At 65.0% G+C, this 22,608-nt stretch carries 23 protein-coding genes; 5 read left to right on the plus strand and 18 right to left on the minus strand.

The window, feature by feature from the left end:
* On the minus strand, positions 1 to 813 hold an 813-nt coding region (locus ACYP33_RS33250), incomplete at its 3' end, for a hypothetical protein (protein WP_459625378.1).
* A gap of 362 nt (positions 814 to 1,175) precedes the next feature.
* Between ACYP33_RS33250 and ACYP33_RS33255 the strand changes: the two genes are divergently transcribed.
* Positions 1,176 to 3,026, plus strand: a complete 1,851-nt coding sequence (locus ACYP33_RS33255) for an alkaline phosphatase D family protein (protein WP_459625379.1) — start codon at positions 1,176 to 1,178, stop codon at positions 3,024 to 3,026.
* 110 nt (positions 3,027 to 3,136) lie between these two features.
* On the opposite strand, the gene ACYP33_RS33260 is transcribed toward ACYP33_RS33255, so the two are convergent.
* The 6 genes from ACYP33_RS33260 to cynR all read right to left on the minus strand — a co-directional run bounded on the left by ACYP33_RS33260 (position 3,137) and on the right by cynR (position 8,852).
* The gene (locus ACYP33_RS33260) at positions 3,137 to 3,364 is read right to left on the minus strand and encodes a hypothetical protein (protein WP_414447751.1); all 228 of its coding nucleotides are present in this window, start codon (positions 3,362 to 3,364) and stop codon (positions 3,137 to 3,139) included.
* Positions 3,365 to 3,499: 135 nt separating this feature from the next.
* Positions 3,500 to 4,000: a cytochrome P460 family protein gene (locus tag ACYP33_RS33265; protein ID WP_459625380.1), complete on the minus strand. Its 501-nt coding sequence runs from the start codon at positions 3,998 to 4,000 to the stop codon at positions 3,500 to 3,502.
* Entirely contained in the window at positions 3,997 to 5,040 is a 1,044-nt protein-coding gene (locus ACYP33_RS33270) for an alpha/beta fold hydrolase (RefSeq protein ID WP_459625381.1), read from the minus strand. Before ACYP33_RS33270 ends, ACYP33_RS33265 begins: the two co-directional genes overlap by 4 nt.
* Before the next feature lie 243 nt (positions 5,041 to 5,283).
* On the minus strand, positions 5,284 to 6,006 hold the full coding sequence (locus ACYP33_RS33275; RefSeq protein ID WP_414447754.1) for an LbetaH domain-containing protein: 723 nt from the start codon (positions 6,004 to 6,006) through the stop codon (positions 5,284 to 5,286).
* A gap of 226 nt (positions 6,007 to 6,232) precedes the next feature.
* The gene (locus tag ACYP33_RS33280) at positions 6,233 to 7,348 is read right to left on the minus strand and encodes an EAL and HDOD domain-containing protein (protein WP_414447755.1); all 1,116 of its coding nucleotides are present in this window, start codon (positions 7,346 to 7,348) and stop codon (positions 6,233 to 6,235) included.
* A gap of 607 nt (positions 7,349 to 7,955) precedes the next feature.
* Positions 7,956 to 8,852 (minus strand): transcriptional regulator CynR, encoded by an 897-nt coding sequence (cynR, locus tag ACYP33_RS33285; protein ID WP_459625382.1) that lies wholly within the window; start codon positions 8,850 to 8,852, stop codon positions 7,956 to 7,958.
* A 141-nt stretch (positions 8,853 to 8,993) separates the two neighbouring features.
* Between cynR and ACYP33_RS33290 the strand changes: the two genes are divergently transcribed.
* Positions 8,994 to 9,656, plus strand: a complete 663-nt coding sequence (locus ACYP33_RS33290) for a carbonic anhydrase (RefSeq protein ID WP_459625383.1) — start codon at positions 8,994 to 8,996, stop codon at positions 9,654 to 9,656.
* 54 nt (positions 9,657 to 9,710) lie between these two features.
* On the plus strand, positions 9,711 to 10,181 hold the full coding sequence (gene cynS / locus ACYP33_RS33295; protein WP_459625384.1) for a cyanase: 471 nt from the start codon (positions 9,711 to 9,713) through the stop codon (positions 10,179 to 10,181).
* Between the two features lie 21 nt (positions 10,182 to 10,202).
* On the opposite strand, the gene ACYP33_RS33300 is transcribed toward cynS, so the two are convergent.
* The gene (locus ACYP33_RS33300; RefSeq protein ID WP_459625385.1) at positions 10,203 to 11,693 is read right to left on the minus strand and encodes an HD domain-containing phosphohydrolase; all 1,491 of its coding nucleotides are present in this window, start codon (positions 11,691 to 11,693) and stop codon (positions 10,203 to 10,205) included.
* Positions 11,694 to 11,911: 218 nt separating this feature from the next.
* Here ACYP33_RS33300 and ACYP33_RS33305 point away from each other — a divergent pair, with 218 nt between their 5' ends.
* A complete protein-coding gene (locus ACYP33_RS33305; protein WP_414447760.1) occupies positions 11,912 to 12,496 on the plus strand; it encodes a DUF308 domain-containing protein in 585 nt (194 codons plus the stop codon).
* 52 nt (positions 12,497 to 12,548) lie between these two features.
* Here ACYP33_RS33305 and ACYP33_RS33310 read toward each other — a convergent pair whose 3' ends face one another.
* The 5 genes from ACYP33_RS33310 to ACYP33_RS33330 all read right to left on the minus strand — a co-directional run bounded on the left by ACYP33_RS33310 (position 12,549) and on the right by ACYP33_RS33330 (position 16,163).
* Positions 12,549 to 12,893 (minus strand): ribbon-helix-helix domain-containing protein, encoded by a 345-nt coding sequence (locus ACYP33_RS33310; protein ID WP_414447761.1) that lies wholly within the window; start codon positions 12,891 to 12,893, stop codon positions 12,549 to 12,551.
* A gap of 36 nt (positions 12,894 to 12,929) precedes the next feature.
* Entirely contained in the window at positions 12,930 to 14,540 is a 1,611-nt protein-coding gene (locus ACYP33_RS33315) for a GMC family oxidoreductase (RefSeq protein WP_459625386.1), read from the minus strand.
* A gap of 16 nt (positions 14,541 to 14,556) precedes the next feature.
* Entirely contained in the window at positions 14,557 to 15,168 is a 612-nt protein-coding gene (locus ACYP33_RS33320; protein ID WP_459625387.1) for a tat (twin-arginine translocation) pathway signal sequence, read from the minus strand.
* A 163-nt stretch (positions 15,169 to 15,331) separates the two neighbouring features.
* Entirely contained in the window at positions 15,332 to 15,730 is a 399-nt protein-coding gene (locus ACYP33_RS33325) for a VOC family protein (protein WP_459625388.1), read from the minus strand.
* A 43-nt stretch (positions 15,731 to 15,773) separates the two neighbouring features.
* On the minus strand, positions 15,774 to 16,163 hold the full coding sequence (locus ACYP33_RS33330) for a c-type cytochrome (protein ID WP_459625389.1): 390 nt from the start codon (positions 16,161 to 16,163) through the stop codon (positions 15,774 to 15,776).
* Between the two features lie 233 nt (positions 16,164 to 16,396).
* Between ACYP33_RS33330 and ACYP33_RS33335 the strand changes: the two genes are divergently transcribed.
* On the plus strand, positions 16,397 to 17,158 hold the full coding sequence (locus ACYP33_RS33335) for an SDR family oxidoreductase (protein ID WP_414447766.1): 762 nt from the start codon (positions 16,397 to 16,399) through the stop codon (positions 17,156 to 17,158).
* Between the two features lie 30 nt (positions 17,159 to 17,188).
* Here ACYP33_RS33335 and ACYP33_RS33340 read toward each other — a convergent pair whose 3' ends face one another.
* The 5 genes from ACYP33_RS33340 to tssD all read right to left on the minus strand — a co-directional run bounded on the left by ACYP33_RS33340 (position 17,189) and on the right by tssD (position 21,874).
* A complete protein-coding gene (locus ACYP33_RS33340) occupies positions 17,189 to 18,490 on the minus strand; it encodes a sensor domain-containing diguanylate cyclase (RefSeq protein WP_459625390.1) in 1,302 nt (433 codons plus the stop codon).
* A 276-nt stretch (positions 18,491 to 18,766) separates the two neighbouring features.
* Positions 18,767 to 19,171 carry a cupin domain-containing protein gene (locus ACYP33_RS33345; protein WP_414441770.1) on the minus strand — a complete coding sequence of 135 codons (405 nt, stop codon included), beginning with the start codon at positions 19,169 to 19,171 and terminating at the stop codon, positions 18,767 to 18,769.
* Positions 19,172 to 19,211: 40 nt separating this feature from the next.
* The gene (locus ACYP33_RS33350) at positions 19,212 to 20,318 is read right to left on the minus strand and encodes an alpha/beta fold hydrolase (protein ID WP_459625391.1); all 1,107 of its coding nucleotides are present in this window, start codon (positions 20,316 to 20,318) and stop codon (positions 19,212 to 19,214) included.
* A gap of 540 nt (positions 20,319 to 20,858) precedes the next feature.
* Positions 20,859 to 21,377, minus strand: coding sequence for a DUF2778 domain-containing protein (locus ACYP33_RS33355; RefSeq protein ID WP_414447770.1), 519 nt, complete (start codon positions 21,375 to 21,377; stop codon positions 20,859 to 20,861).
* 14 nt (positions 21,378 to 21,391) lie between these two features.
* Positions 21,392 to 21,874: a type VI secretion system tube protein TssD gene (tssD, locus tag ACYP33_RS33360; protein WP_459625483.1), complete on the minus strand. Its 483-nt coding sequence runs from the start codon at positions 21,872 to 21,874 to the stop codon at positions 21,392 to 21,394.
* Positions 21,875 to 22,608 lie beyond the last annotated feature (734 nt).

The raw sequence follows: 22,608 nt of genomic DNA on the forward strand, positions 1-22,608 counted from the left end.
TGCCGCTTCGTCCTTGTTGTAGCGGCCCTTGAACAGCAGCCGGTCTTCCGCGCCGTCGGCCGTCAGCGCGTAAAGCTGCACTTCGGTGACGATGTTGCGGCCGACCGTTTCGAAGCGGATATGCGTCGGCGACAGGCGCCGCGCCTCGACCGTCGATTTGTCGTTTTCATAGCGCAGCTTGTAGCCGGGCGCGAACTTCTCCAGATCGCCCTTCATGAACATCACGCAAGTGGACGTGTCGCCGTGAAACACCACCGCGCCGTGCAGCGGCTCGGCTTCGGAGCGGCCATCGAACACCGAAACCTTCTTGTCGGATTCGCTGCGCCCGAATATCTCGATCTTGGCGTTCTCCTTGACCTTCACCGGCAATTCGACCGCGTTCTTTTCAGGAACGATCGTCAGGCCGCCATATTCGGTGCCGTCGACGTCGGCCGAATAATGGGTATAGCGCCCGACATTGCCCGAATCGAACACGATGCGCGTCAGCTCGCCGCGATTGTCGATATGCCCCGCGCCAGGACGAAACACCGTGCCGTCCAGGAAAAGCGCCTGGCTCTCTCCGGTTCCGTTCGCGCCATACACGCCGATCCGGCTGTTCCAGGCGATATCCTCGTTGGCCGGCACCAAGATGATGTTTGCCGCGTCGATTTTCTCGGGATCCTGATACGCCACCCCTTCCACGACGATATCGTAGTGCTCGAAATACGCGAGCGAACCGGCGCTGAATTTCACGCCCTTGCGTTGCTGGCCGTTCAGCTTGTAATCCGTCAGATAACCCGCAGACGGTGCCGTTGCATTTCCGTTATTGCTCATGGCGCTGATCCTTTTCGTGGAATATTCACTGCCCTCTTCATATCGACGATTGTTTTAAAGCAACCAGCATCGATATGCGGCAAGCGAAAGATAATCCACGAATGAGGTCATGCCGCACACGGCAGGAATACTCCACCATATTCCACACTCTTGCGAAACCCGAATCGAATTCGATTTATTTTGATATGAATGACGCGGCATCGAGATTGACCGATCGCATCCGACATAATCGTTCACGCGCGCGCTTCAATCGATTCGACAGTTTCTTCTATTTGCGATGCATTTCGCCGGTATTCACCTGCACGTCAAACTCGCTCTTTATCGTCGCGGTGCCATTCCCGATAACAAAAGGAAGCCAACGAATGAACCGCCGCCACTTTCTCCGTTCCTCCGCGTTCTTCACCATCGCCGCGGCCAGCGGCACGCTCGCCGCGTGCTCGTCCGACGACGATGCGCCCGCCACGCCCAACACCGGCGCGAGCACCGCGCCCGCTGCCGGCGTCTACAGCTTCCCGCAAGGTGTCGCGAGCGGCGACCCGCGCGGCGACAGCATCGTGTTCTGGACGCGCGCCGTCGCCAAGTCCGGCGCGAGCGCGCCGGTCGGCCTGCAACTCCAGGTGTCCACCCAGGCCGATTTCTCGACGCTGGCCGCGCAGGTCGCGTTGCAGGCGCTGCCCGATTTCGACTACACGGTGCGCGCCAAGGTGACCGGCCTGGCCGCCGCGTCCACCTATTACTACCGCTTCGTGGCGGGCGGCGACATCAGCGCGGCCGGCACGGCCAAGACCGCGCCGGCGGCCGGTTCGAGCGTGTCGAAGGTGCGCTTCGCCTGGTTCACGTGCCAGGACTGGACGGTCAACCACTGGCAGGCGCTGTCGCTGATCGCGGCCGAAAGCGATCTGGATTTCGTGGTGCATCTGGGCGACTACATCTACGAGACGGTCGGCGCGTCGTTCCAGACCGGCGCGGCCGAACCGGCCCACACGCAGATCACGCTGCCGGACGGCATCGCGCTGCCGGGCGGCGCGGGCATCTACGCGAACAGCCTCGACGACTACCGCACGCTGTACCGCACCTACCGCGCCGATGCGCGCCTGCAGGCGGTGCACCAGCGCTTCGCGATGATCCCGATCTGGGACGACCACGAATTCTCCGACGACTGCTGGCAGGATCATCAGACCTACACCAACGCGAACGCGCAGCAGACCTCGCGCCGCCGCAGCGCGAGCCAGGCCTGGGCCGAATACATGCCGATCGACTGGAGCGACGTGCAGTTCGACCAGAGCAACCCGGCCTACACGAACATCAGCATTTACCGCAGCTTCAGCTACGGCAACCTGATGGATCTGGTGATGACCGACGAGCGCCTGTTCCGCGACCAGCACGTGATGAGCGAGCAGATCGGCGGGCCGGCCGCGAGCCAGCTCGGCCTGCCCGATGCCAGCACCACCAGCTCGGTGGGCGTGCGCTATTTCGTGACGCAGAACGCGTTGAGCGCCGCCGAAGCGCTCGATACCGCCGCGCTCGGCCGCGCACCGTCGATCCTCGGCCCGACGCAGACGCAATGGTTCAAGCAGAAGATGTCCGGCTCGACCGCCGCGTGGAAGGTGTGGGGCAACGAAGTGATGCTGAACCGCCTGTGGATCGACCTGACCACGGTACCGGGCGTGCCGACCTCGGCGGCGTTCAACTACATCATGAATTGCGATTCGTGGGACGGCTATCCGAGCCACAAGGCCGACGTGCTCGGCTACCTGAAGCAGGCCAACGTGCAGAACGTAGTGGCGATCACCGGCGACCTGCACGCGTTCCAGGCCGGCGTGGTGCGCGACGTGCCGAACCCGGCCACGGGCACCCCGGTGCTGGTGGATTTCGTGTCGGCCGGGATCAGCAGTTCGTCGTTCTACAGCTACATCCAGCAGCAGACGCAAGGCACGCAGTACGCCGCCCTGCTGCCGTTGCTCGGCGTGACGAACGGCGCGACCTTCGACGCCGCGCTGCAACAGTTCAATCCCGACCTGGCCTACGCCGATCACGACGCGCAAGGCTACGCCTCCGCCACCGTCACGGCCGATGCGTTCTCGGTGGTCTACACCAAGGTGAAACCGCTCAACAGCGACGGCACCGCGCCGGCGAACCCGGTCGCCAAGCGCGTGCAACTGAGCGTGGCGAACAACTCGCACACGATCCAGACGCAGGTGTTGAGCAGTTGAGCGTCACGCGGCGCCTGACGGGCGCCGCAAAAAGCAACACGGCGCGGCGCACCCTCGATCGGGCACGCCGCGCCGTGTGAGCGCTACGCCGCTGTTGCGGCTGCCGTCGCTCAGTGCGAAGGCGCGGGCGCAGCCGCCGCGCTGGCTTCCTTGGCCTTCTTCGCCGCGTGATGATGGCCGATCGCGCAGCCGGCGGCCGCACCGAGCACCGCGTGGTGGCCCGCAACGTGGCCGGCCACGCCGCCCACCGCCGCGCCCTTCAGGCACCCGGCCGCATTGGCCGTGCCGGCGGCAGCGAACAGACCGAAACAGGACAGGGCAATCATCAGTTTTTTCATGGGGACTCCATAGGTAGCGTGTGAACCAGCCGGCATTGTGCCGTGGCCGCGTGCGCCGGTCCACGCCCGATGCCGTTCGTTACCGAAGCGACAAGGCTGTTACAGATGCCGGCCTTGTGGCCGGCCGCCCCGCCCTCACGGTGCCAGGCGCGTGAACACGTAGTCGTGATTCCTCACTAAAGCCTGATGGCACGCGAAGCAGGTCTGGTGCTGCGCCGCGTCCACCGGCACGCCGTTGACGAAGCGGCCGAAGCCCCAGCCGCCGGTGGCCGCATAGCGCTTCGAATCCTTGACCATCACCTGCACCGTGGTCGCCCGGCCGGCCACCGTCGCCGTGGGCGATTCTTCGGACTGCTTGCGCTTGTACGCGAGCTTCACGAGGATCGTGCCGTCCGGGAACGGCAGCGTCGATCGCTCCAGCGCGGCCACGGCCTGCGGATTGCCGAGCACCACGCGCAGCTCGTCGAGCGGCGCGGGCTCCTCGGCCGGCGCGATCATCTCCCACTTGCGGTAGCCGGGCGGAATCGTCACGCCGTAGATCGGCGAGGCGTTCGGCGGCGGCGGCGCATCGGCGGCCGAGGCCAAGGACGCACCGCCGAGCAGCACCACCGCCAGCCAACGCTGCGCGCCCGTCACAACGCCACCACTTGCAGCATCGCGTCGGCGAACGCCTGCGGCGCTTCCTGCGGCAAGTTGTGGCCGATGCCGCCGTCGAGCGTGCGGTGGCGGTACTTGCCCGTGAACTTCTTCGCATAGGCGGCCGGCGCCGGGTGCGGCGCGCCGTTCGCGTCGCCTTCGAGCGTGATGGTCGGCACGGCGATCGGCGGCAGCGCGGCGAGCCGCTGTTCGAGCGCGTCGTATTGGGCCTCGCCCTGCGCGAGGCCGAGCCGCCAGCGATAGTTGTGGATCACCACGGCGACATGGTCGGGATTGCGAAACGATGCGGCCGTGCGTTCGTAGGTGGCGTCGTCGAACCGCCACTTCGGCGAGGCCAGTTGCCAGATCAGGCGGTTGAACGCGTCGCGGTTCGCCGCGTAGCCGAGTTCGCCGCGTTCGGTCGTGAAGTAGAACTGATACCACCACTGGAATTCGGCCTGCGGCGGCAGCGGCGCGCGGTTCGCGGCCTGGCTGCCGATCAGGTAGCCGCTGACCGACACCAGCGCCACCACGCGTTCGGGCCACAACGCCGCGATGATGTCCGCCGTGCGCGCGCCCCAGTCGTAGCCGCCGAACACGGCCTTGTCGATCTTCAGCGCGTCCATCAACGCGACCACGTCGGCGGCGATCGCGGCCTGCTGGCCGTTGCGCGGCGTGTCGGCGGAGACGATGCGCGTCGAGCCGTAGCCGCGCAGGTACGGCACGATCACGCGGTAGCCGGCCGCCACGAGACGCGGCGCGACCTCGGCATAGGACTGGATGTCGTACGGCCAGCCGTGCAGCAGGATCGCCACCGGGCCGGTGCGCGGGCCGACATCGACATAGCCGACGTCGAGCACGCCGACGCGGATCTGCCGGATCTCGGTGAAGCTCGCGCCGCCGCCGGACGTCGCCGCGCCCGATGTTGCGGCCGGCGTTTGCGCCCGGGCGAGGCTGCCGAGGCCGAAATCGACGAGGCCGACGCCCGCAAGCGTCGTACCGAGAATGCGGCGGCGGCGAAGATTGACAGAATCCGACATGTTCCCTGCTCCTGATGTGCTGGCTTATCCCTGGAAAGCCGCGCCGATGCGGGCGCGGCCCCAACCTGATCGGCTCGACATGCCCGTGGGCCTCGGCCGTGGGCGATGCGTCGAGCGTCTGGACGGATTTATAGCGGAGCCGGGAACGTCGTTTGTATCGCTCTGTATCGCGGCGTGGACGCGATACAGAGGAAATCAAAAATGCGGGGGGAATGAGCGGAAACAGCGGAAAAACGCAGCGAATCAGGGGCGTCGGTTGGCGCGCTGCTCGGCGAACTTGATGCGCTTCAATTCGGCCAGCACCTCGAGCGCGTGGCCTTCGTCGGCCGTCAGGTCCACCAGGAACGCTTCGTTGTGCTGCTTGATCCATTGCAGCGGCATGTCCCACCAGGCCAGCTCGAACAGCGCCTCGCGCACCGGCTCGGCGAAGCGGAACTTGATCAGCCGCGCCGGCGAGCCGGCATAGATCGCATACGGCTCGGAGCGGAAATTGGGCGGCACCAGCGTGCGCGCGCCGATCACGCAACCGCTCTGGATCACGCTGCCGCCGAGGATCATCGCCTCGTCGCCGATCCACACGTCGTTGTGCACTTCGGTGTCCGCATATTGCGGCGGCGGCGGGTTCAGCATGCCGGTGCCGAAAACGCTGAACATCGTCATCGAAATGCTGCGCGTGTCGTGCTGCCCGTTCAGCAGAAAGCGCACGCGCTGGCCGCCGGCCACGTATTTGCCGATGCGCAGGGTTTGCGCATTGCCGTCGTATTTGGCAAGCGAGCCGACGCCGAAGCCCGAGCCCTTCTCGATATGAAACGAGCCCTCGGTCGCTTCCTCGTCGATCCAGTTCTTGAAGAAATTATTCGGAATCGTTGAAAACGTACCGTCCCGATAACCGAATACGATGAATGCGCGTGCTAACGGATGGTCCGCCAAAATACCCGTGCAATCGTCTGACGTGGTGACGTTCATTTCGAATGAAAAAGGCTGGCATTGCCTGCATTGGCGCAGGCAACGAAATTCGTGAAATCGGATGGAATGATCCGAGCGAATCCGTCACTGCCCCTTGGCACGCCGAGCTGGCAAGGCTACGGCGGTGGTGCGGCAAGCGGAGCGCGAATTGTATTACAAATGTCGCGCCACGCCTGTACCCACAATCCAGTACAACGGCTCGACACCACTCCGGCCTTATTGCCGCTTAATTCACGTCCGCATTCTCGAACGTCATCGCAAAAGCCAATGCCTCGCCAATCGGCCCGTCGAAATGGGAAATCGCCGATTTGATGGCCGGCGCCACCGGCAGGCTTTTCCAGAATTCCTCGCGATCCGTGGAATACAGCACGTCGAGCAGGGACAGCGCGCCGGCCATATGCGCCATGCGCACCAGATGCTCGTCGCCCGGATTACCCCGCTCGATGTATTCCGCCATGATCTCGGCGCGCTGCTCGGCCAGGAACGTGAACGGATGATCGCGCTCGGTCAGGTCGCCGTGATAAATCAGGAACGTGCACCACTTCATCAGGCGCGCCGATCCGGCCACTCGCACGGCAGTGGAAATCGAGCCGATTTCCTGCGGCCTGACGCGCACGTTGTTGGCCGCGGCCGAGGCCAGGCGCAGCAGATGCACCAGCAGCGAGGGCGCGTTGGCGATCGAGCCCACCAACTGCTCGATCGGCGCGTCGTCGGCGATCAGGCCCATGGTCGACAGCACCGAGCCGAAGTCGGGCGGCACCGAGCGCACGCGGCGCATTTCGGGCCGCGAAAAGTAATAGCCCTGGAACAGCGTCGCGCCGATCGCGCTCGCCTCGCGAAACGCGGCGTAATCCTCGACCTTCTCGGCCAGGATGGTCTTGTTCTTGCGCTTGAAAAAGGCGGCCAGTTCGGCGCGCCGCGATTCGGTGGTGATCGACCAGTCGATCTTGACGATATCGGCGATCGGCAGCGCCCGCTCGACACGCTCGTCGATCTTGCTGACGTCGTCGAGCGCGATGCGAAAGCCCATCGCGCGCAACACCCGACAGTTCTCGATCACCTCGTCGTCCAGCGTGCTGTCCTCCAGCACCTCGAGCACGTAGTGCGCCGGATCGAGCACGCGGATCGCCTCGGAGTTGAGCAGCGCGTCGGTGCAGTTGATGAAGCAGTCCTTGCCGTCGGCCAGGTTCTCGATGCCGAAGTTGGCCACCGCCGATTCGATCACCGACACCGTTTCGGCCGAATCGACGTTCGGCGGTGCCCGGTTCTCCTCCCCGCCACGGTAAAGCAGCTCGTAGGCGACGATTTGATCCGAGACGTCGAGGATGGGCTGTCGGGCCACGAATCGATATTTTATTGCGTTGCGAGGCATGTCATTTCTTCGAATCGTCAAACAGATTTCTACCCAATCGTATCGTGCGCATCGTCCACGCCGGATGCCGGTTTACCCCCGAACCGACCTCGACGCGACACGGCGCTGCTTTGCGAGGCGTTGTTGCCAAGCATGACCAAGCCATTAAGAACACGCCAGCGATTAAGACCGTCGATCGTGAAAATTCCGTGACACGGGCCGCGAGAGGTCAATGCCGATCGCCGTGGCAAAGTTTCGTCGTGTTGCAAGACAGGCGTTGCATCGGCGCCTGACGAATCGCTTTCAAGGAGGCGCGAAGGAGGCCGTGCGAGGGGAAATGCGTCAGCGCGCCGGCCGGGCGATGACGTCGTGGCGATACGGCAATGCGGTGCAGCCCAATACCCATGCCCGCCCTCGGAATGTCAATACTCTCATTTTGTTATTCCATGATTTCACTATATAAACGCACGAATCATTTCCATTTATCAAATAATCCGATTGCAATGAAACGCGCGCGGCGGGATTGTGAAGTATTCGCGAAGAAATAGAAAGCAAAATGGCCGAACAAAGTCGGCCGGTGTTTCAAAAATGATGACGCCTATTCGGGCGCAGCGCGCTCGGCTCGCGTCTCCAGCGCCAACGCAACGAATGCGCGCGCCGCCGCGCTCCGATAGGCATCCTTGCGCAGCAGCACGGCCGCCGTGCGTTGCGGCAGCGCCGGCGTCAGCTCCACCCGGCACAGCTGGCGATGCTCGCGCGCCACCTCGGCCGGCAGCAGCGTGGCCAACCCGGTGCGCTGCACGATGTCGATCGCCGCGCTGATCGAATTGACCTCCATCGCGATGCGCGGCGCCACGCCGTGCTGGCGGCAATAGCGGTCGACGTAATGGCGCGTGGCGAATTCGCCGTTCAGCAGTACCAGGGATTCGCGCGCGAACGCGTCGAGCGTCAGCGGCTTGCGCCGCTTCGCATGCGGATGCGCCTTGCCCACCACCACGGCCAGCGCCTCGACGAACAGCGCAACGGCCTCGATGTCGGGCGAATCGGTTTCGGCGAACGCAATGCCGACATCGAGCGCGTCCTCGTTCAGCAAGGCCTCCATGCGCTCCTGCGGCATCTCCATCACGTCGAGCGTGAGGTTCGGATACCGCGCGTGATAGCGCGCCAGCAGCGGCCCGATCAGATAAGTGGTGAAGGTGGGCGTCATGCCGAGCCGCAAGCGGCCGCGGCTCAACTCGCCCACGTCGTGAATCGCGCGCCGCCCCGCCTCCAGATCCTGCAACGCGCGCTGCGCGAAATGCACGTAGGCCGCGCCGGCATCGGTCAGACGGACGGTGCGCCCGGAACGGTCGAGCAAGGGCACGCCGAGCGAGTCCTCCAGTTGCCGGATCTGCTGCGACAGCGTCGGCTGGGACACATGCAGCGCCTGCGCGGCGCGCGTGAAGTTGCGATGTTCCGCAACCGCCAGGAAATACCGGATATGACGAAGCAGCATGAGGCGCCCTCGAAGCGTGCCGGCCCGCGCCGGCAACTATTGGCAATACCAATGGCTTCGATAATAAACCGGTCTTGGACGCTATAACTGACCCGTCGCATGATGGCTTCACCGGTTCACGACCTCCCGACGGAGCGAGACATGCAAGAGATCATCGACGGCTTCCTGAAATTCCAGCGCGACGTGTTTCCGCAGCGCTCCGACCTGTTCCGGCGGCTCGCCACCAGCCAGCATCCGCGCACGCTGTTCATCTCGTGCTCCGACAGCCGCCTGGTGCCCGAACTGGTCACGCAGCGCGAGCCGGGCGACCTGTTCGTGATCCGCAATGCCGGCAATATCGTGCCGCCCTACGGCCCCGAGCCGGGCGGCGTGACGGCCTCGGTCGAATACGCGGTAGCGGCGCTCGGCGTAACCGACGTGGTGATCTGCGGTCATTCCGATTGCGGCGCGATGACGGCCATCGCCAACTGCACCTGCCTCGATCACATGCCGGCCGTGCGCAACTGGCTCGGTTACGCCGATTCGGCGCGTGTCGTCAACGAGGTGCGCGACCACGCGAGCCCGCACGAGCGCGTCGATGCGATGGTGCGCGAGAACGTGATCGCTCAGTTGGCCAATCTCGGCACGCATCCGTCGGTGCGGCTGGCGCTCGACCAGGGGCGGCTCGCGCTGCACGGCTGGGTGTACGACATCGAAACCGGCTCGATCGACGCGTACGACGGCGCGACGCGCCGCTTCGTGTCGCTGGCCGCGTTCCCCGACACCCGCGCGCTGCGCGCCATCGACGCCCGCCCCGCGGCCTGACCCCTTCGTTTTCCGCCCGTTTTTCTCCCGACCTCGACACCAAGGAGCATCGACATGACGCAATCGCACATCACCCAGGCCCCGCGCCAAGCGCTGACCGACCGGATCATCGACGCGAAGAGCCGCAAGAACCTGAGCTTCGAGCAGATCTGCGAAGGCACCGGCCTGAGCCTCGCCTTCGTGACCGCCGCCCTGCTCGGCCAGCATCCGCTGCCGGCCGACGCCGCGCGCGTGGTGGCCAACAAGCTCGATCTCGACGACGACGACGTGCGCCAGCTTCAGACCATCCCGCTGCGCGGCAGCATTCCCGGCGGCGTGCCGACCGATCCGACCATCTACCGCTTCTACGAGATGGTGCAGGTCTACGGTTCGACGCTGAAGGCGCTGGTGCACGAGCAGTTCGGCGACGGCATCATCAGCGCGATCAATTTCAAGCTCGATATCAAGAAAGTGGACGACCCGGAAGGCGGGTCGCGTGCGGTGATCACGCTGGACGGCAAGTACCTGCCGACCAAGCCGTTCTGAACGTTTCGCGCAGCGGCCCGCTCAGATCAGCCCCATCACCGAGGCCTTGAGCGTGGCCGCCGCACGCGTCGAGCAGTCGAGCTTGCGGAATACGCTCTCGACGTGCGTGCGCACCGTGCTCGGGCTCAACGTCAGGGCGCGCGCCGCTTCCTTGTTGCTCGCGCCGCGCGAAATCGCCCGCAGCACGTCCAGCTCGCGCGCCGACAACGGCACGGCCTGCTGCGCACCGCTCCCGACCGGGCTGGCGGGCCGCTTGAGCGCGCCGCCATCGATCATCAGCGCCTCGACCACGGCACCGTCGAACCGGCCGGCCGCCACGGCCTCGCGCATCTGCTGCGCCGCCGCGTCGTCGGGCAGCGCCGCGCGCCACGGCCGCGCCGAGCGCCATGCCACCCACGCCACCGCCGCCGCCAGCACGCGCGCCTCCAGCGTCAGCGCCACGCCGCGCGCGCCACGGAAATACCCGGAACCGTCGAGCCGCTCGTAAGCGTGCGCGGCCAGTTCGGCCGCCTCGCCGAGCACGCCTGCCTGCCGGCCGGCGCGCGAGGTCCAGTACGGCGCGAGCCGCACCTTTTCCCAGGCGCTTTCGGGCAGCGGCCCCGGCAGGTTCCACACGCTGTTCGGCACCGAGGCGCGCCCGATCCCGTGAATCAGCCCGGCCCGGTAGACGCGCTCGTGCGCGGCCGCATCGGGCGTCAGCCGCGCGCAGCAGGCGGCGGCGGTGGCCGCCACGGTGCGCGAGAAGCCCGTCATCCATGGCAGCTTCAGATCGATGACGTCGGCGATCAGCTCGGCCGAGGCCGCCTGCTCCATCGACGGCGTCAGCAGCCCGGCGTCGAGTTCGCCCGGCGCGGCGCGCTCCAGCGTGGCGAGCCAGCCGGCCGCCTCGCCCGCCGCCAGCTCGACGAGCGCGCGCGGGTAACGCGACTCGGCGTGCTGCGCGAGCATGGCCAGCGCCGTCTCGACGCCGTACACGCGGTGGTAGATCTCGAGGTCGCCCGCCAGCGAGACGATCATGACCGGCATCGGCACCGCCTCGCCGGCCAGATGCGACGGCAGGCCGTTGCCGTCCCAGGTTTCGAAGATGTGGCGCGAGGCCATTTCCGTATCGCGCGACAGGCCCAGCATGCGCGCCACCTCGCCCGACACCTCGCAGTGGATCTGCGCCAGCGGCACCAGCGCCGTGCCCGCGCCGCCCGCCGCCTCCAGCGGCGCGCGCCAGCCGGGGCGGGCTTCGAGCATGGTGGCACGCACGGCGATGTCGTCGCCGAACGTCTCGGCGAAGCCGGCCGCGTTCGCCGTGCAGCCCGACCAGCGCAGCAGCGAGGTCTCGCGCGCCGTCGCGCAGCCCGCCGCGTCGAGCCCCGCCGCCTGCGCCAGCCGCCCGGCCAGCCAGGCCGAGCGCGGCGAGTGGTCGGTCGGCTGGCCCATGCTGAGGTCGCCGACGAAGGCGAGCGCCTTCAGGGCATCGAACACGCGCAACGGCGCGAGGCGGGCGGGATCGTCGGTCATCGGAGGGAAAACGGCAGGCATCGGCGGAAAAGGGACACGCTAACTGGATTGCGCGCGCGAGGGAACGCCCACTATACGCGAGGGGCCAACGGGCCGGATCGGTTATTCGACCGATGCCGCCCGCGCGCGGGCGATGCGATGCTTCTTCCGTCATCGGCGCCGCATGGCTTTCGGCCATGTCGCGCGCCGGCCCGTCATTCTCGAAGCAAGGAGTCGACATGATCGATCGTTACACGGAACCCACCGCCGCCCGCGCCGAGCGCTGGCTCAAGCAGTATTACTTCGTTCGGGCGGCGTTTTCGATCGTCTGGGTGGCGCTGGCTTTCGCGCTCGGCCGTCAATCGGCCGGGCTCGCGGCGATCCTGCTGGTGGTCTATCCGGCCTGGGACGCGCTGGCCAACTACCTCGACCTGTCGCGCAGCGGCGGCATGGCCGACAACCGCACCCAGACGCTCAACGTGCTGATCAGCACGATCACCACCGTGGCGGTGGCCGTGGCGTTGACGATCGGCCCGGATTGGGTGCTGCGCGCGTTCGGCCTGTGGGCCATCGTGTCGGGCCTGCTCCAGCTCGGCACGGCGTTGCGCCGCTGGAAGGGCTTCGGCGCGCAATGGCCGATGGTGCTGAGTGGCGCGCAATCGGCGCTGGCCGGCGTGCTGTTCATCGTGCAGGCCGAGGCGGCCGCGCCGCCGGCCATCGCCAAGGTGGCGGGTTACGCCGGCGTGGGCGCCGCGTACTTCCTGATCTCGGCCGTGTGGCTGGCGGTGCGCCAGGCGCGGCGCCCGATGGCGCAGCAGTCCTGATCGATCCGCCGCCGCGCCGGCTCCCCCCACGGCGCGGCGGCTCGGTCGGTTCTTATCGCCCGGCTTCGACCATCTTGAGCCGGGCCAGCCCGGGAGGCACGTCGTCGGCCGCCGGCTGGCGCTCGCCACGCTCGCGGCTGACCGACAGATACCGCATGCAGCACACCCGCAGGAACGACGCGAAGTTGATCGGCTCGTCGCCGCGCAGGTCCAGCAGCTCGTCATGCAGCTTGGCGGCGAACTGGCTGGTGGTCATGTCCTCCCGGTTGGCGATTTCCTGCAGCACTTCCCAGAACAGGTTCTCCAGGCGCACGGTGGTCACCACGCCGTGTATCCGGATCGCGCGCGTGCGCGATTCGTAGAGAATCGGGTCCGCGTTGATATAGACGCTGCACATGCGAATGTCTCCTTGTCTCGAAGCGAGCCGCGCGGCTCACAGCTCGCGCCGGTTCATGCGCCCGGCGATATAGTCGGCCTGACGGATCGCCAGCGTGACGATCGTCAGCGTCGGGTTCTCGGCCGCGCCGGTGGTGAACTGGCTGCCGTCCGAGATGAACAGGTTCGCGATGTCGTGGGTCTGCCCGTAGCCGTTGCAGACGCCATCCTCCGCGCGCGCGCTCATCCGGGCGGTGCCGAGATTGTGCGTGGAAGGATATGGCGGGACACGATACACCGTCTTCGCACCGGCGGCCTCGTACACCGCCGTGCCCTGCTTGAAACCGTGCTCGCGCATCGCCTCGTCGTTCGGGTGGTCGTCGAAATGCACGTTCGCCACCGGCAGGCCGTAGGCGTCCTTCACGTCGTGGTTCAGCGTGATGCGGTTCGAGGCGCGCGGCATGTCCTCGCCGACGATCCACATGCCGGCGGTGTACGAATAGGCGTCCATCGCCTTCGTGAAATCGCCGCCCCAGGCGCCCGGGTTGAAGAACGCGGCGTAGAACGGCAGGCCCAGCGCGATCGTCTCCATGTGATAGCCGCCCGCGAAGCCGCGCCCGGTGTCGAGCCGCGCCTCGTCCTCGATGATGCCGGCCATGGTGGTGCCCTTGTACATGTCCACCTTCTGGTCGAACACGGCATATACCGAGCCGGTGGTGTGGCGCATGTAGTTGCGTCCCACCTGCCCCGACGAATTGGCCAGCCCGTCGCGGAAGCGGTTCGAGGCGGACGCCAGCAGCAGCCGCGGCGTCTCGATCGAATTGCCGGCCACCGCCACTACGCGCGCCTTCTGCCGCTGCAGCTTGCCCTTGGCGTCGTAATAGAGCACCGCCGTGGCCTTGCCGTGCGCGTCGTGCTCGATGCGCGCCACGTGCGCTTGGGTGCGCAATTCCATATGGCCGGTGGCCTGCGCCTGCGGAATCTCGGTATAGAGCGTGGACCACTTCGCGCCGAACCGGCAGCCCTGGAAGCAGAAGCCGCGCTGATAGCAGTGGCTGCGGCCGTCGCGGTTGGTGCTGTTGATCGCCATGTGGCCGGTATTGCATTCGCGGTAGCCGAGCTTGGTCGCGCCCGCGTGCATCACCTTGAAGTTGTTGTTGCCGGGCAGGCCCGGCAGGCCGTTGGTGCGCGTCACGCCCAGCTTCTTCTCGGCGCGGTCGTAGTACGGATCGAGTTCCTCGCGCGTGACCGGCCAGTCGAGCAGCGACGCGCCCTCGATCGCGCCGTAATGGGTGCGCGCCGCGAATTCGTGCGCCTTGATGCGCAGGCTCGCGCCGGCCCAATGGGTGGTGGTGCCGCCCACCGTCTTGCAGATCCACGCGGGCAGCTGCGGGAAATCGCGCGCCACCCGCCACGACCCGGACGTGGTGCGCGGATCGAGCCACGACAGCAGCTTGAACGCCTCCCATTCCTCGGTCTTGAAATCGGCCTGCGTGTTCAGGCCGCCCGCCTCCAGCACCACCACGTCGATGCCCTTCTGCGCCAGTTCGTTGGCGAGCGTGCCGCCGCCCGCGCCCGAGCCGATCACCACCACCACGCTGCCGTCGTTGTGCGAAAAGCGCTTGCTCGCCTGCTGTTGTGTCGATTGCTGCGTCTGTTGCGTTGCCATGTGAGGTCTCCCAGGGTCAGGCTGCCGGAACCGGGCCGCTGTCCTGCGGCGCCGGGTCGGGCAGCCAGCTCAGGTCGTCGAAGCCCTGGAACAAATAACCGCCGTCGCCTTGCGCGGCGCCATAGCCGAAGTGCCGGTAGGCCAGCCCGTTGCTGTACAGCGAGACCACGGCCGTGCTGCGCACCGTCTCGAAGAACGGCGTGCCGGCGATCGCGGCGGTGTCCTTCGCCTGCGCGGCGGCATCCTCGTGAGCCCAGTCGCCGCCGGCCGACTTCGCGTCGAGCTGGCGCGCGCCGGCCGCGAGTTGCGTGCGGGTGGCCGCATCCTTGCGCGCCTTGGCGTCGAGATCCTTGACCACCAGCGCGTAGACGGCATCGTCGAGCGTGGCGTGCGGATAGATCTGCTTGACCAGCGCGAGCAGCACCGCGCCCGTGTGCGAATCGAGCCCTTGCAGCTCGACCGCCCAGACGCGGCTCGGCGCGAACGCCGCCAGCGACGACGACAGCGCCAGCGTGCCGATCAGCACGCCGGTTCCCTTGAGCCACTCGCGGCGCGTCAGCGCGATGCGCCGCGGGCCGTCCGCTTCGGCCTGCCTCTCGCGGACAATGCCGATGGTTTTGCCTTCCATGTTCGTCTCCTTGATTGCGGGAACGTGATGCGCTCGGGTTCGCTTGTTGCGCTTGTTGCGCTTGTTGCGCTTGTTGTTGTAGTGCTGCCGTCATCACGCTTGCTGCCTGGGTTGCTTCGCTTGCTGCCTGGGTTTTTATATGCCGGTGATTGCCGGCATTCGCCTAGCGGTAATGCCCGTGCCGTTCGAGCACCTCGATCTTGTAGCCGTCCGGGTCCTCGATGAAGAAGAAGCGCGCGATCAGCTCGCCGCCGCCGTCGCGAAACGTCTTGACGTCCTTCGGCTGCAGGCCGAGCCCGACCAGGCGCGCGCGGTCGGCGGCCGCGTCGTCCACCACGAACGCGACGTGGCCGTAGCCATCGCCGTGGGTATAGGCCGGCTCGCGGCCCTTGTTCCAGGTCAGTTCGAGTTCCGTCTCGGCTTCGGCGTTGCGCAGGTAGACCAGCGAGAAATCGTCGAAATCGAGCCGGTGCGACGGCTTCAAGCCGAACGCCGCGTCGTAGAACGCGAGCGAGCGGTCGAGGTCGTGCACGCGCACCATCGTGTGAATCAATTTGGCCATCGGGCGATCTCCTTCGTCTCGATCAAGGGGTGAGCGGCGGGCCTCACTTCGGCCCGAGCGTGGCGATATAGGCGGCGAGGTTGTCGATGTCCTGATCGGACAGGCCCTGCGCCATCGGCTGCATCATCTGCGCGGTGCCGCCGGTGCGCTGGCCGGCCTTGTACGCGTGCAGCGCGGCAGCCACGTAGGCCGCGTTCTGGCCACCGATCTTCGGGAACCCGGGCGAGGTGGTGGTGTTGCCGTTCGCGCCGTGGCAGGCCACGCACGCGGTGAATTTGGCGCGGCCCTGCGCGGGATCGCCGGCCGCCTGTGCGAGGCCCGCGCCGCCGAGGCAGGCGCCGGCCAGCACGGCCAGCGTCAGCAGGCGCGAGGAACCACGGATCATGCGGAAAGAAGATGAGGACTGCGTGCGACGAACTCGGATCATGGTCATGCCTGCTCTCGTGGGGATGCGGTCTTCTAGTGCCGCCAGCGTAACGAGCGTGGCATGCCGGCTGGTAATACATGGCTAAATCGCGCCTAGGGGTTTTCCGCATCCGCATCGGCAGCACGCCGCAGCGCGTGACTTTTTCTCACCGCTGAGACGAATTCCGCTCCGTTGTGGCCGGTTGCGCGCGCACCTAGACTGAGCGCACCGCACTGCAACACGACCAGGAGATTCGCTCGATGACCATCCCTTCCCCCGCCCCGCTGATCCTGATCACCGGCGGCAGCCGCGGCGTCGGCGCCGCCACCGCGCGGCTCGCGGCCGAACGCGGTTACGACGTGGCGATCAGCTACGTCGCCAACGAGGCCGCCGCGCAGGCCGTGGCCGCCGACGTGCAGGCGCACGGCCGCCGCGCGCTGGCCGTGCGCGCGGACAGCGCCGATCCGGCCCAGGTGGACGACCTGTTCGCCGCGATAGACCGCACGTTCGGCCGCCTCGACGTGCTGGTCAACAACGCCGCGATCATCGCGCGGCAATCGCCGCTGGTGGAGTTGGGTTTCGAGCGGATGCAGCGGATCTTCGCCGTCAACGCGATCGGCCCGATGCTGTGCGCGCAGCATGCGATCCGACGCATGTCGCAGCGCCTCGGCGGCCGGGGCGGCGCGGTGATCAACGTGTCGTCGGCGTCGGCACGCCTGGGCAGCCCCAACGAATACGTCGATTACGCCGCCTCGAAAGGCGCGCTCGAAACGTTCACCACGGGGTTTGCCAAGGAAGTGGCGCGCGACGGCATTCGCGTGAACTGCGTGCGGCCGGGGCATATCTACACGGAGATGCACGCCAGCGGCGGGGAGCCGGGGCGCGTGGACCGCGTCAGGGAGTCGATCCCGATGGGACGCGGCGGTCAGGCCGAGGAAGTGGCGCGCGCGATCCTGTGGCTCGCGGGGAGCGAGGCGTCGTTCATTACCGGGACGTTCCTCGATGTGACGGGCGGCAAATAAGCGGCAAGCAAGCGGCCGGGGCCGCGCGCATCACGCCATCTCGACGCGATTGCGGCCCGATTGCTTCGCGCGATACAGCGCCCGATCGGCGCGGCGCATCAGCGCTTCCACGTCGTCCTCGCCCGCCTCGCGCGCCACCACGCCGATGCTGACCGTAAACGGAATCGGCTGGAGCCGCCACGGATGCTCGAAATCCTGGCGCTCGAAGCACTGGCGCAGTGCATCGGCCACGCGATGCGCGCGATCGGCGTCGGCGCCGGGCAGCGCCGCCACGAACTCCTCGCCGCCCCAGCGCGCGAACACGTTCGGCTCGTGCGTCATCGATGCGCCGACCTGCGCCAGCACGCGCAACACCTCGTCGCCGGCATCGTGGCCATGGCTGTCGTTGATGTCCTTGAAGAAATCGATGTCGAGAATGAACACCGACAACGCATCGTCGCTGCCCAGCACGCTTTCCACGAATTCCATGAAGCCGCGCCGGTTCGGCAGGCCCGTCAGCGCATCGGTAGTGGCCTGCTGTTTCAGCAATTCCATTTGCAGCGCACGATCGGTAATGTCGCGCACCACGGCGGTAAATTCGGTCGCGCCATGCACGTCGATTCGCGACAGCGCGATTTCCACCGGAATAATCGAACCATTGCGATGCTGGCCGAATACGCTATTGCTGCCGTCCATGCGCGGCGGCGTATTGTGGCGCACGGTCGGTTGATAACTGTCGGCGAATCGCTGCACGCGCTGCGGGTGATCGGCCCGATATTTTTCGGGCAATAAGGTTTCGATGGGCCGGCCGATTATCTCGGCGGCCGAATAACCGAACATGTTTTCCGCCGCGCGATTGAACAGCGTGATATTGCGATCGTGATCGATCGTCACGATCGCGTCGTAGGCGGAATTGACCACCGCGCGATAACGCGCGGCCTTGATATCGGGTTCCTGATTGGGCGGCAATTTGGTGGCGACGTCGAAACCCGTCACCATCACTTCACGCACGATCGCCTTGCCGCCTTGCAGATGCCGCACCGGCTCCAGCGACAGGCGCCACACCTCGGTATCGGCGCGGAAATCGTAGCTCCATGCCATCTGCGGCGATTCGCCGGCGTCGAAGCACACCCGCAACTGCTCGCGAAAATCGCGCAGCGCGAAATCCGCCGCCAGCACATCGAGCGGAATCGGAAAGGCGGGCATGTCCTCGCCCGTCACGCCCATCATTTCGAAAAAATGGTGATTGGCAGCCGTCACGACGAGCGCGCGGTGCATATCGCGTCCGATCGTGGCCACACAGATGGCAATGCCGTCCATGAATGGGACCGGCGTATTGGGCCAATCGGACATGATCTAACCTTACAAAATCTTCAATTCATATCGACTTCGGTCGTGCATTGAACCCGCCGTACCCCGCCCACCCGGCATCGTATCGATCGGCGGAACGGACGATTATAAACACAGCAAGTGAAATTTCCCGGCGGCTTGAATTAATCTCGTTCGCGCTGTTGCGGCGCGGCACATCGGGGGAACGGAACGCTGCCGCCCGGCAGGAGCGCGGGTGGCAGGTGCCGGGGTGGCCCGGGCGGGTGAAAACCCAACCCGGAGCCGCCCGCGGCGGATGGTTTACTGCGCCGGCGGCGCGGCCGGCGTGGCCAGCGGCTGGCCCTTGGTCACCACATGCACGGTCACGAGTTCGACCGGCGTGGCGCCGTCGTTTCTCGCGCTGTGCACGTGGCCGGTCTCGACGATGAAGCCCTTGCCGGCCGGCACCTGCTCGGTCGGCTTGCCGTCGACGAGCAGCGTCAGCACGCCCGCCTCCACGTAGCTGATTTCGTCGCCCGGATGGGTATGCCAGCCGAGCTTGCCGCCCGGCACGATCGTGACGTGCGAAATCACCGCTTCGCGCCCCGGCACCGATACGTCGCCTTTCAATACCTCGGTGCGCGTCACGCCCGTGGTTTGCGCCAGGCAAACCGACGAAACTGCCGCCAACATCGCGCCGGCGATCCATTTCTGCATGGTTTTCATGATTCCACCTTGTTGAATCGGATTAATCGAAACACGCGTTTCAATTGGCCAACAGTTTGGCCACATAGGATTTCCAGGCTTCCGGATGCGTTTGCGTCAGATGTCCGTAGGAATGGCTCGATTCCGGCACTTCGACATAACTGCCGTGCGGCACGAGCGGCACGTAGCGCTGCATGACGCCGAGATCGGTGGCGTTCAGCAGGTCGTCGTCGAAATTCACGGCGAGCAGGCGCGCGCGGATCTTGCCGAGATCGGGCGTGGGGTTGTAATCGCGCGACGATTCGAACCAGTACAGCACGTCGTTCGCGTCGCTCTTCCTCGCGCGCTCGACCTGCGTGTCGTAGAGCGCCGTGGCGGCCTGCCGGTCGGGCGCTTCCTCCTGCATGCGCGCCGGGTTCACCGTCATCAGCGCGAAGATCGGCATCATGCGCAGCCATTGCGTCGGTTCCGTCTTGTAGGCGCCGTCCTGCCAGCCCGGATCGTTGCGGATCGCGCCGATCATCATCTGCCGCCACAGCCAGTTGCGCCCGGCGATCGGGATCGGCTGGCTGACCACCGGCATCAGCGCGTCGGCCATCGCCGGGTAGCGCTCGCCCCACATCCAGGTCTGCATGCCGCCCATCGACACGCCGAGCACCAGGCGCAGATGCGTCACGTGCAGGCCCTCCACCAGCATCCGGTGATTGGCTTCCACCACGTCGGTGTAGCCGTAGTGCGGGAACGCCGCGCCCATGCCGTCGCTCGGCTTGCTGGAGCCGCCACGGCCCAGGCCGTCGGGAATCACTACGAAATAGCGGCGCGCGTCGAGCGGCTGGCCCGGCGCATACAGTTCGCGGCGCATCAGCGGCGTCAGGAATTCCTGGCTGGTGGCCGTGGTGCCGTGCATCAGCAGCACGGCGTTGTCGATCCGGCCCGAGGCGTCGCGGTGCGGCGTGCCGATCGTCACGTAGTGAATCCGCACGTCCGGCAGGATCGTGCCGTCGGAGAACGTGAAATCGTGCGCGACGAAATCGCCGGCCTGTTCGGGGGTGGGAGGTGTGGCTGCTGGGGCTGCTGGGGCGGTGGCGTCGGCGTGGGCCGTGTTGAGGAAGCCCGCGCCGGCGAGCAACACGCCGAGCGCGAGGCCGCGGAGTCTCGATGTAAACATTTTTTATCCGTGTGAGCTGTCGATCCGATAACAACAGGATGACGAATGACTGAGTGCGGCCCGGGGTGTTTCCGGCGATGCCGAAGCTGCCGGGCCGGGTTCAACGATAGACGTGCCCGCCCTGCTCGGATGGGAGGGAATTGCTCTGGAGGAGGACAATTCTGCGCAGATGGGGGCGGCGGATTCGGTGAGGAATGTGCGCGAAAGGCGGGTGAAAGCGGGATGCGGGGTTTTCCGGGCGAGCCGCCGGGTACGACGTTCGCCCATCGATCGAATGCCTATCTACCCGAGGTTTGATTCAGGCAATGCGTTCGAGACCTGCGCCATAGTTTCACGATTGCCAGATAGGCAAGCACTGCCACAACCAATTCGATCGTCACCCATATCACGAAATATAAATCGTCTGGGTCGCGAATACCCAGGGCCTGGGACGTGTACAACCATGCATGCGCCTGGGTTTCTGTCCACGCATAGGGGTATGGGTGTACATATCGGACTGAAAGAAGAAACAAGCCGATGAATAACGCGAGCTTGAACAGCCTACGGGCAAGTGTTGCCATACGTGATGACCTCGATTGTTCCATAGGCGTCAAGCCCCGAATTCCCTGCAGGAATTTTTGTGGTGTGCAGCAATGCGTTCCGGATTCTCAGGAAATCGACGCGGCTCGGCAGGGTAATGCAGCCGAGCGAGATGCCATGCCCACCTGCCGGATGCAATCGAAACTGCCCACGCTTGACGCCATTTACCCACGTCACGTCGTCAATTTTCCCATCATCCCGATACAGTGCAAACCATTCTCGGTGATTCGACGGGTTTCCAAAAAAAGTGTTCCATTCGTCTTTGAAGCGTGCGAAGGCAATGGAACCTATACCACCGGTCGGTCGATCAATGATCCAGTATCTGCCTGCTGGAATGGGACCGTTATCGAGAACCGCAGTGCAGCCGCCTCGATTACGATATTGATTGTTTCCTGAAAACGCGTTGAACGTACCGACACCAAAAATCGTGAGAGGTGCCAACGGCACGTTATTCACAAAAAATTTTCCTTGATAAGCCATGGCTGCCCCATTTATCAGCGTTCATTCCACGAGTCAGAAAATTTAATATTTCCATCCAGGTAATGCCACGTGATGCGGTCATACATCATGGAAACGGACTCGACATGATTGAGCGCGGATGCCTGTGCCAGTTTTGCATTAGCCATGCCGGCATTGATGCCGCAGACCTTCACACCCTCCAACAGCATCACGAAATACACCTCCTCCTTTCCCGCGTCGTCGATGCGATACCATTTGATTTCAGCGGACTGCAACGTCTGCCCCTTAGCGACAGCCTTGTATAGATAGGGCGTTGCAGCATCAAATTCCTTTTCAAACGCGACTGCCGAGTGAACGCGCGCGCCAGTGATTTTTCCATTAGCGGCATCAACCGGCAGATTCACGCCGTGCCCAAAGCTGATAACTTCAATGCTTCCTTGCCGACCCTGAACGCTTGACGAGCCTTTTATGTCCGCACCACCATCATCTTTCAGCCACATGTACGCGGGAATGGGCATGCCGACTTTCTCCTTCATTGAGTTGGAACGACATTCTGGCGAGCACCAAAACATCGAAACAATGAACTAAAAACCCAATGCGGCGCCTTGATACGAGGCAAGGAATCATTTGATTATTATTTATCCAACAAATCGGTAGCGCGCAGCGCATATCTGGCACGCCGGCCGCGAGCCAGACGTGCATACCTGCCGGCAGCGCGATCACTTCAGGCATTCCTGCCGGAACGCTTTGGCGCGCTCGGCAGACGAGCCGCGAATCTCTAGTCCTCTCCCGTTTTCGGATGCCGATGTCGTCAGGCGGAACGTACGAGCCGAAAATCGTACCGTTCCATGTGACTCAAGCGCCTTTCAAGACATCTGACATCACATGTCAAACCCAATACCGCAGCTGGCTCAGTCCCCTGTCGTCGTGCAATCAAACTCTGTCCGGATCCAAGAAATCTGAATAAAATGCTTAAATACAGGGTTTATTTCGATATTACAAACCGCTTTTCATAGGGTAGATACGGGCCTTGCTTTATTTTCCCATCATCCTATCATCGTGTCATCGTATGACATTAGATATCACCTCGCCATTGCCTCCCATCGACAAGATCAGCACATATGCCGGAGACAGCAGTGACCACCCACGACTTCCAAGCGCCATCCGGCGAATCGGATCCGCTCAAAATATTCAGGATCATGAAGCGAGAATTCCTTGGCTATGACGGGGCTCCGATGGGCAGCACGCTACT

This window comes from Burkholderia sp. 3C (assembly GCF_054589155.1).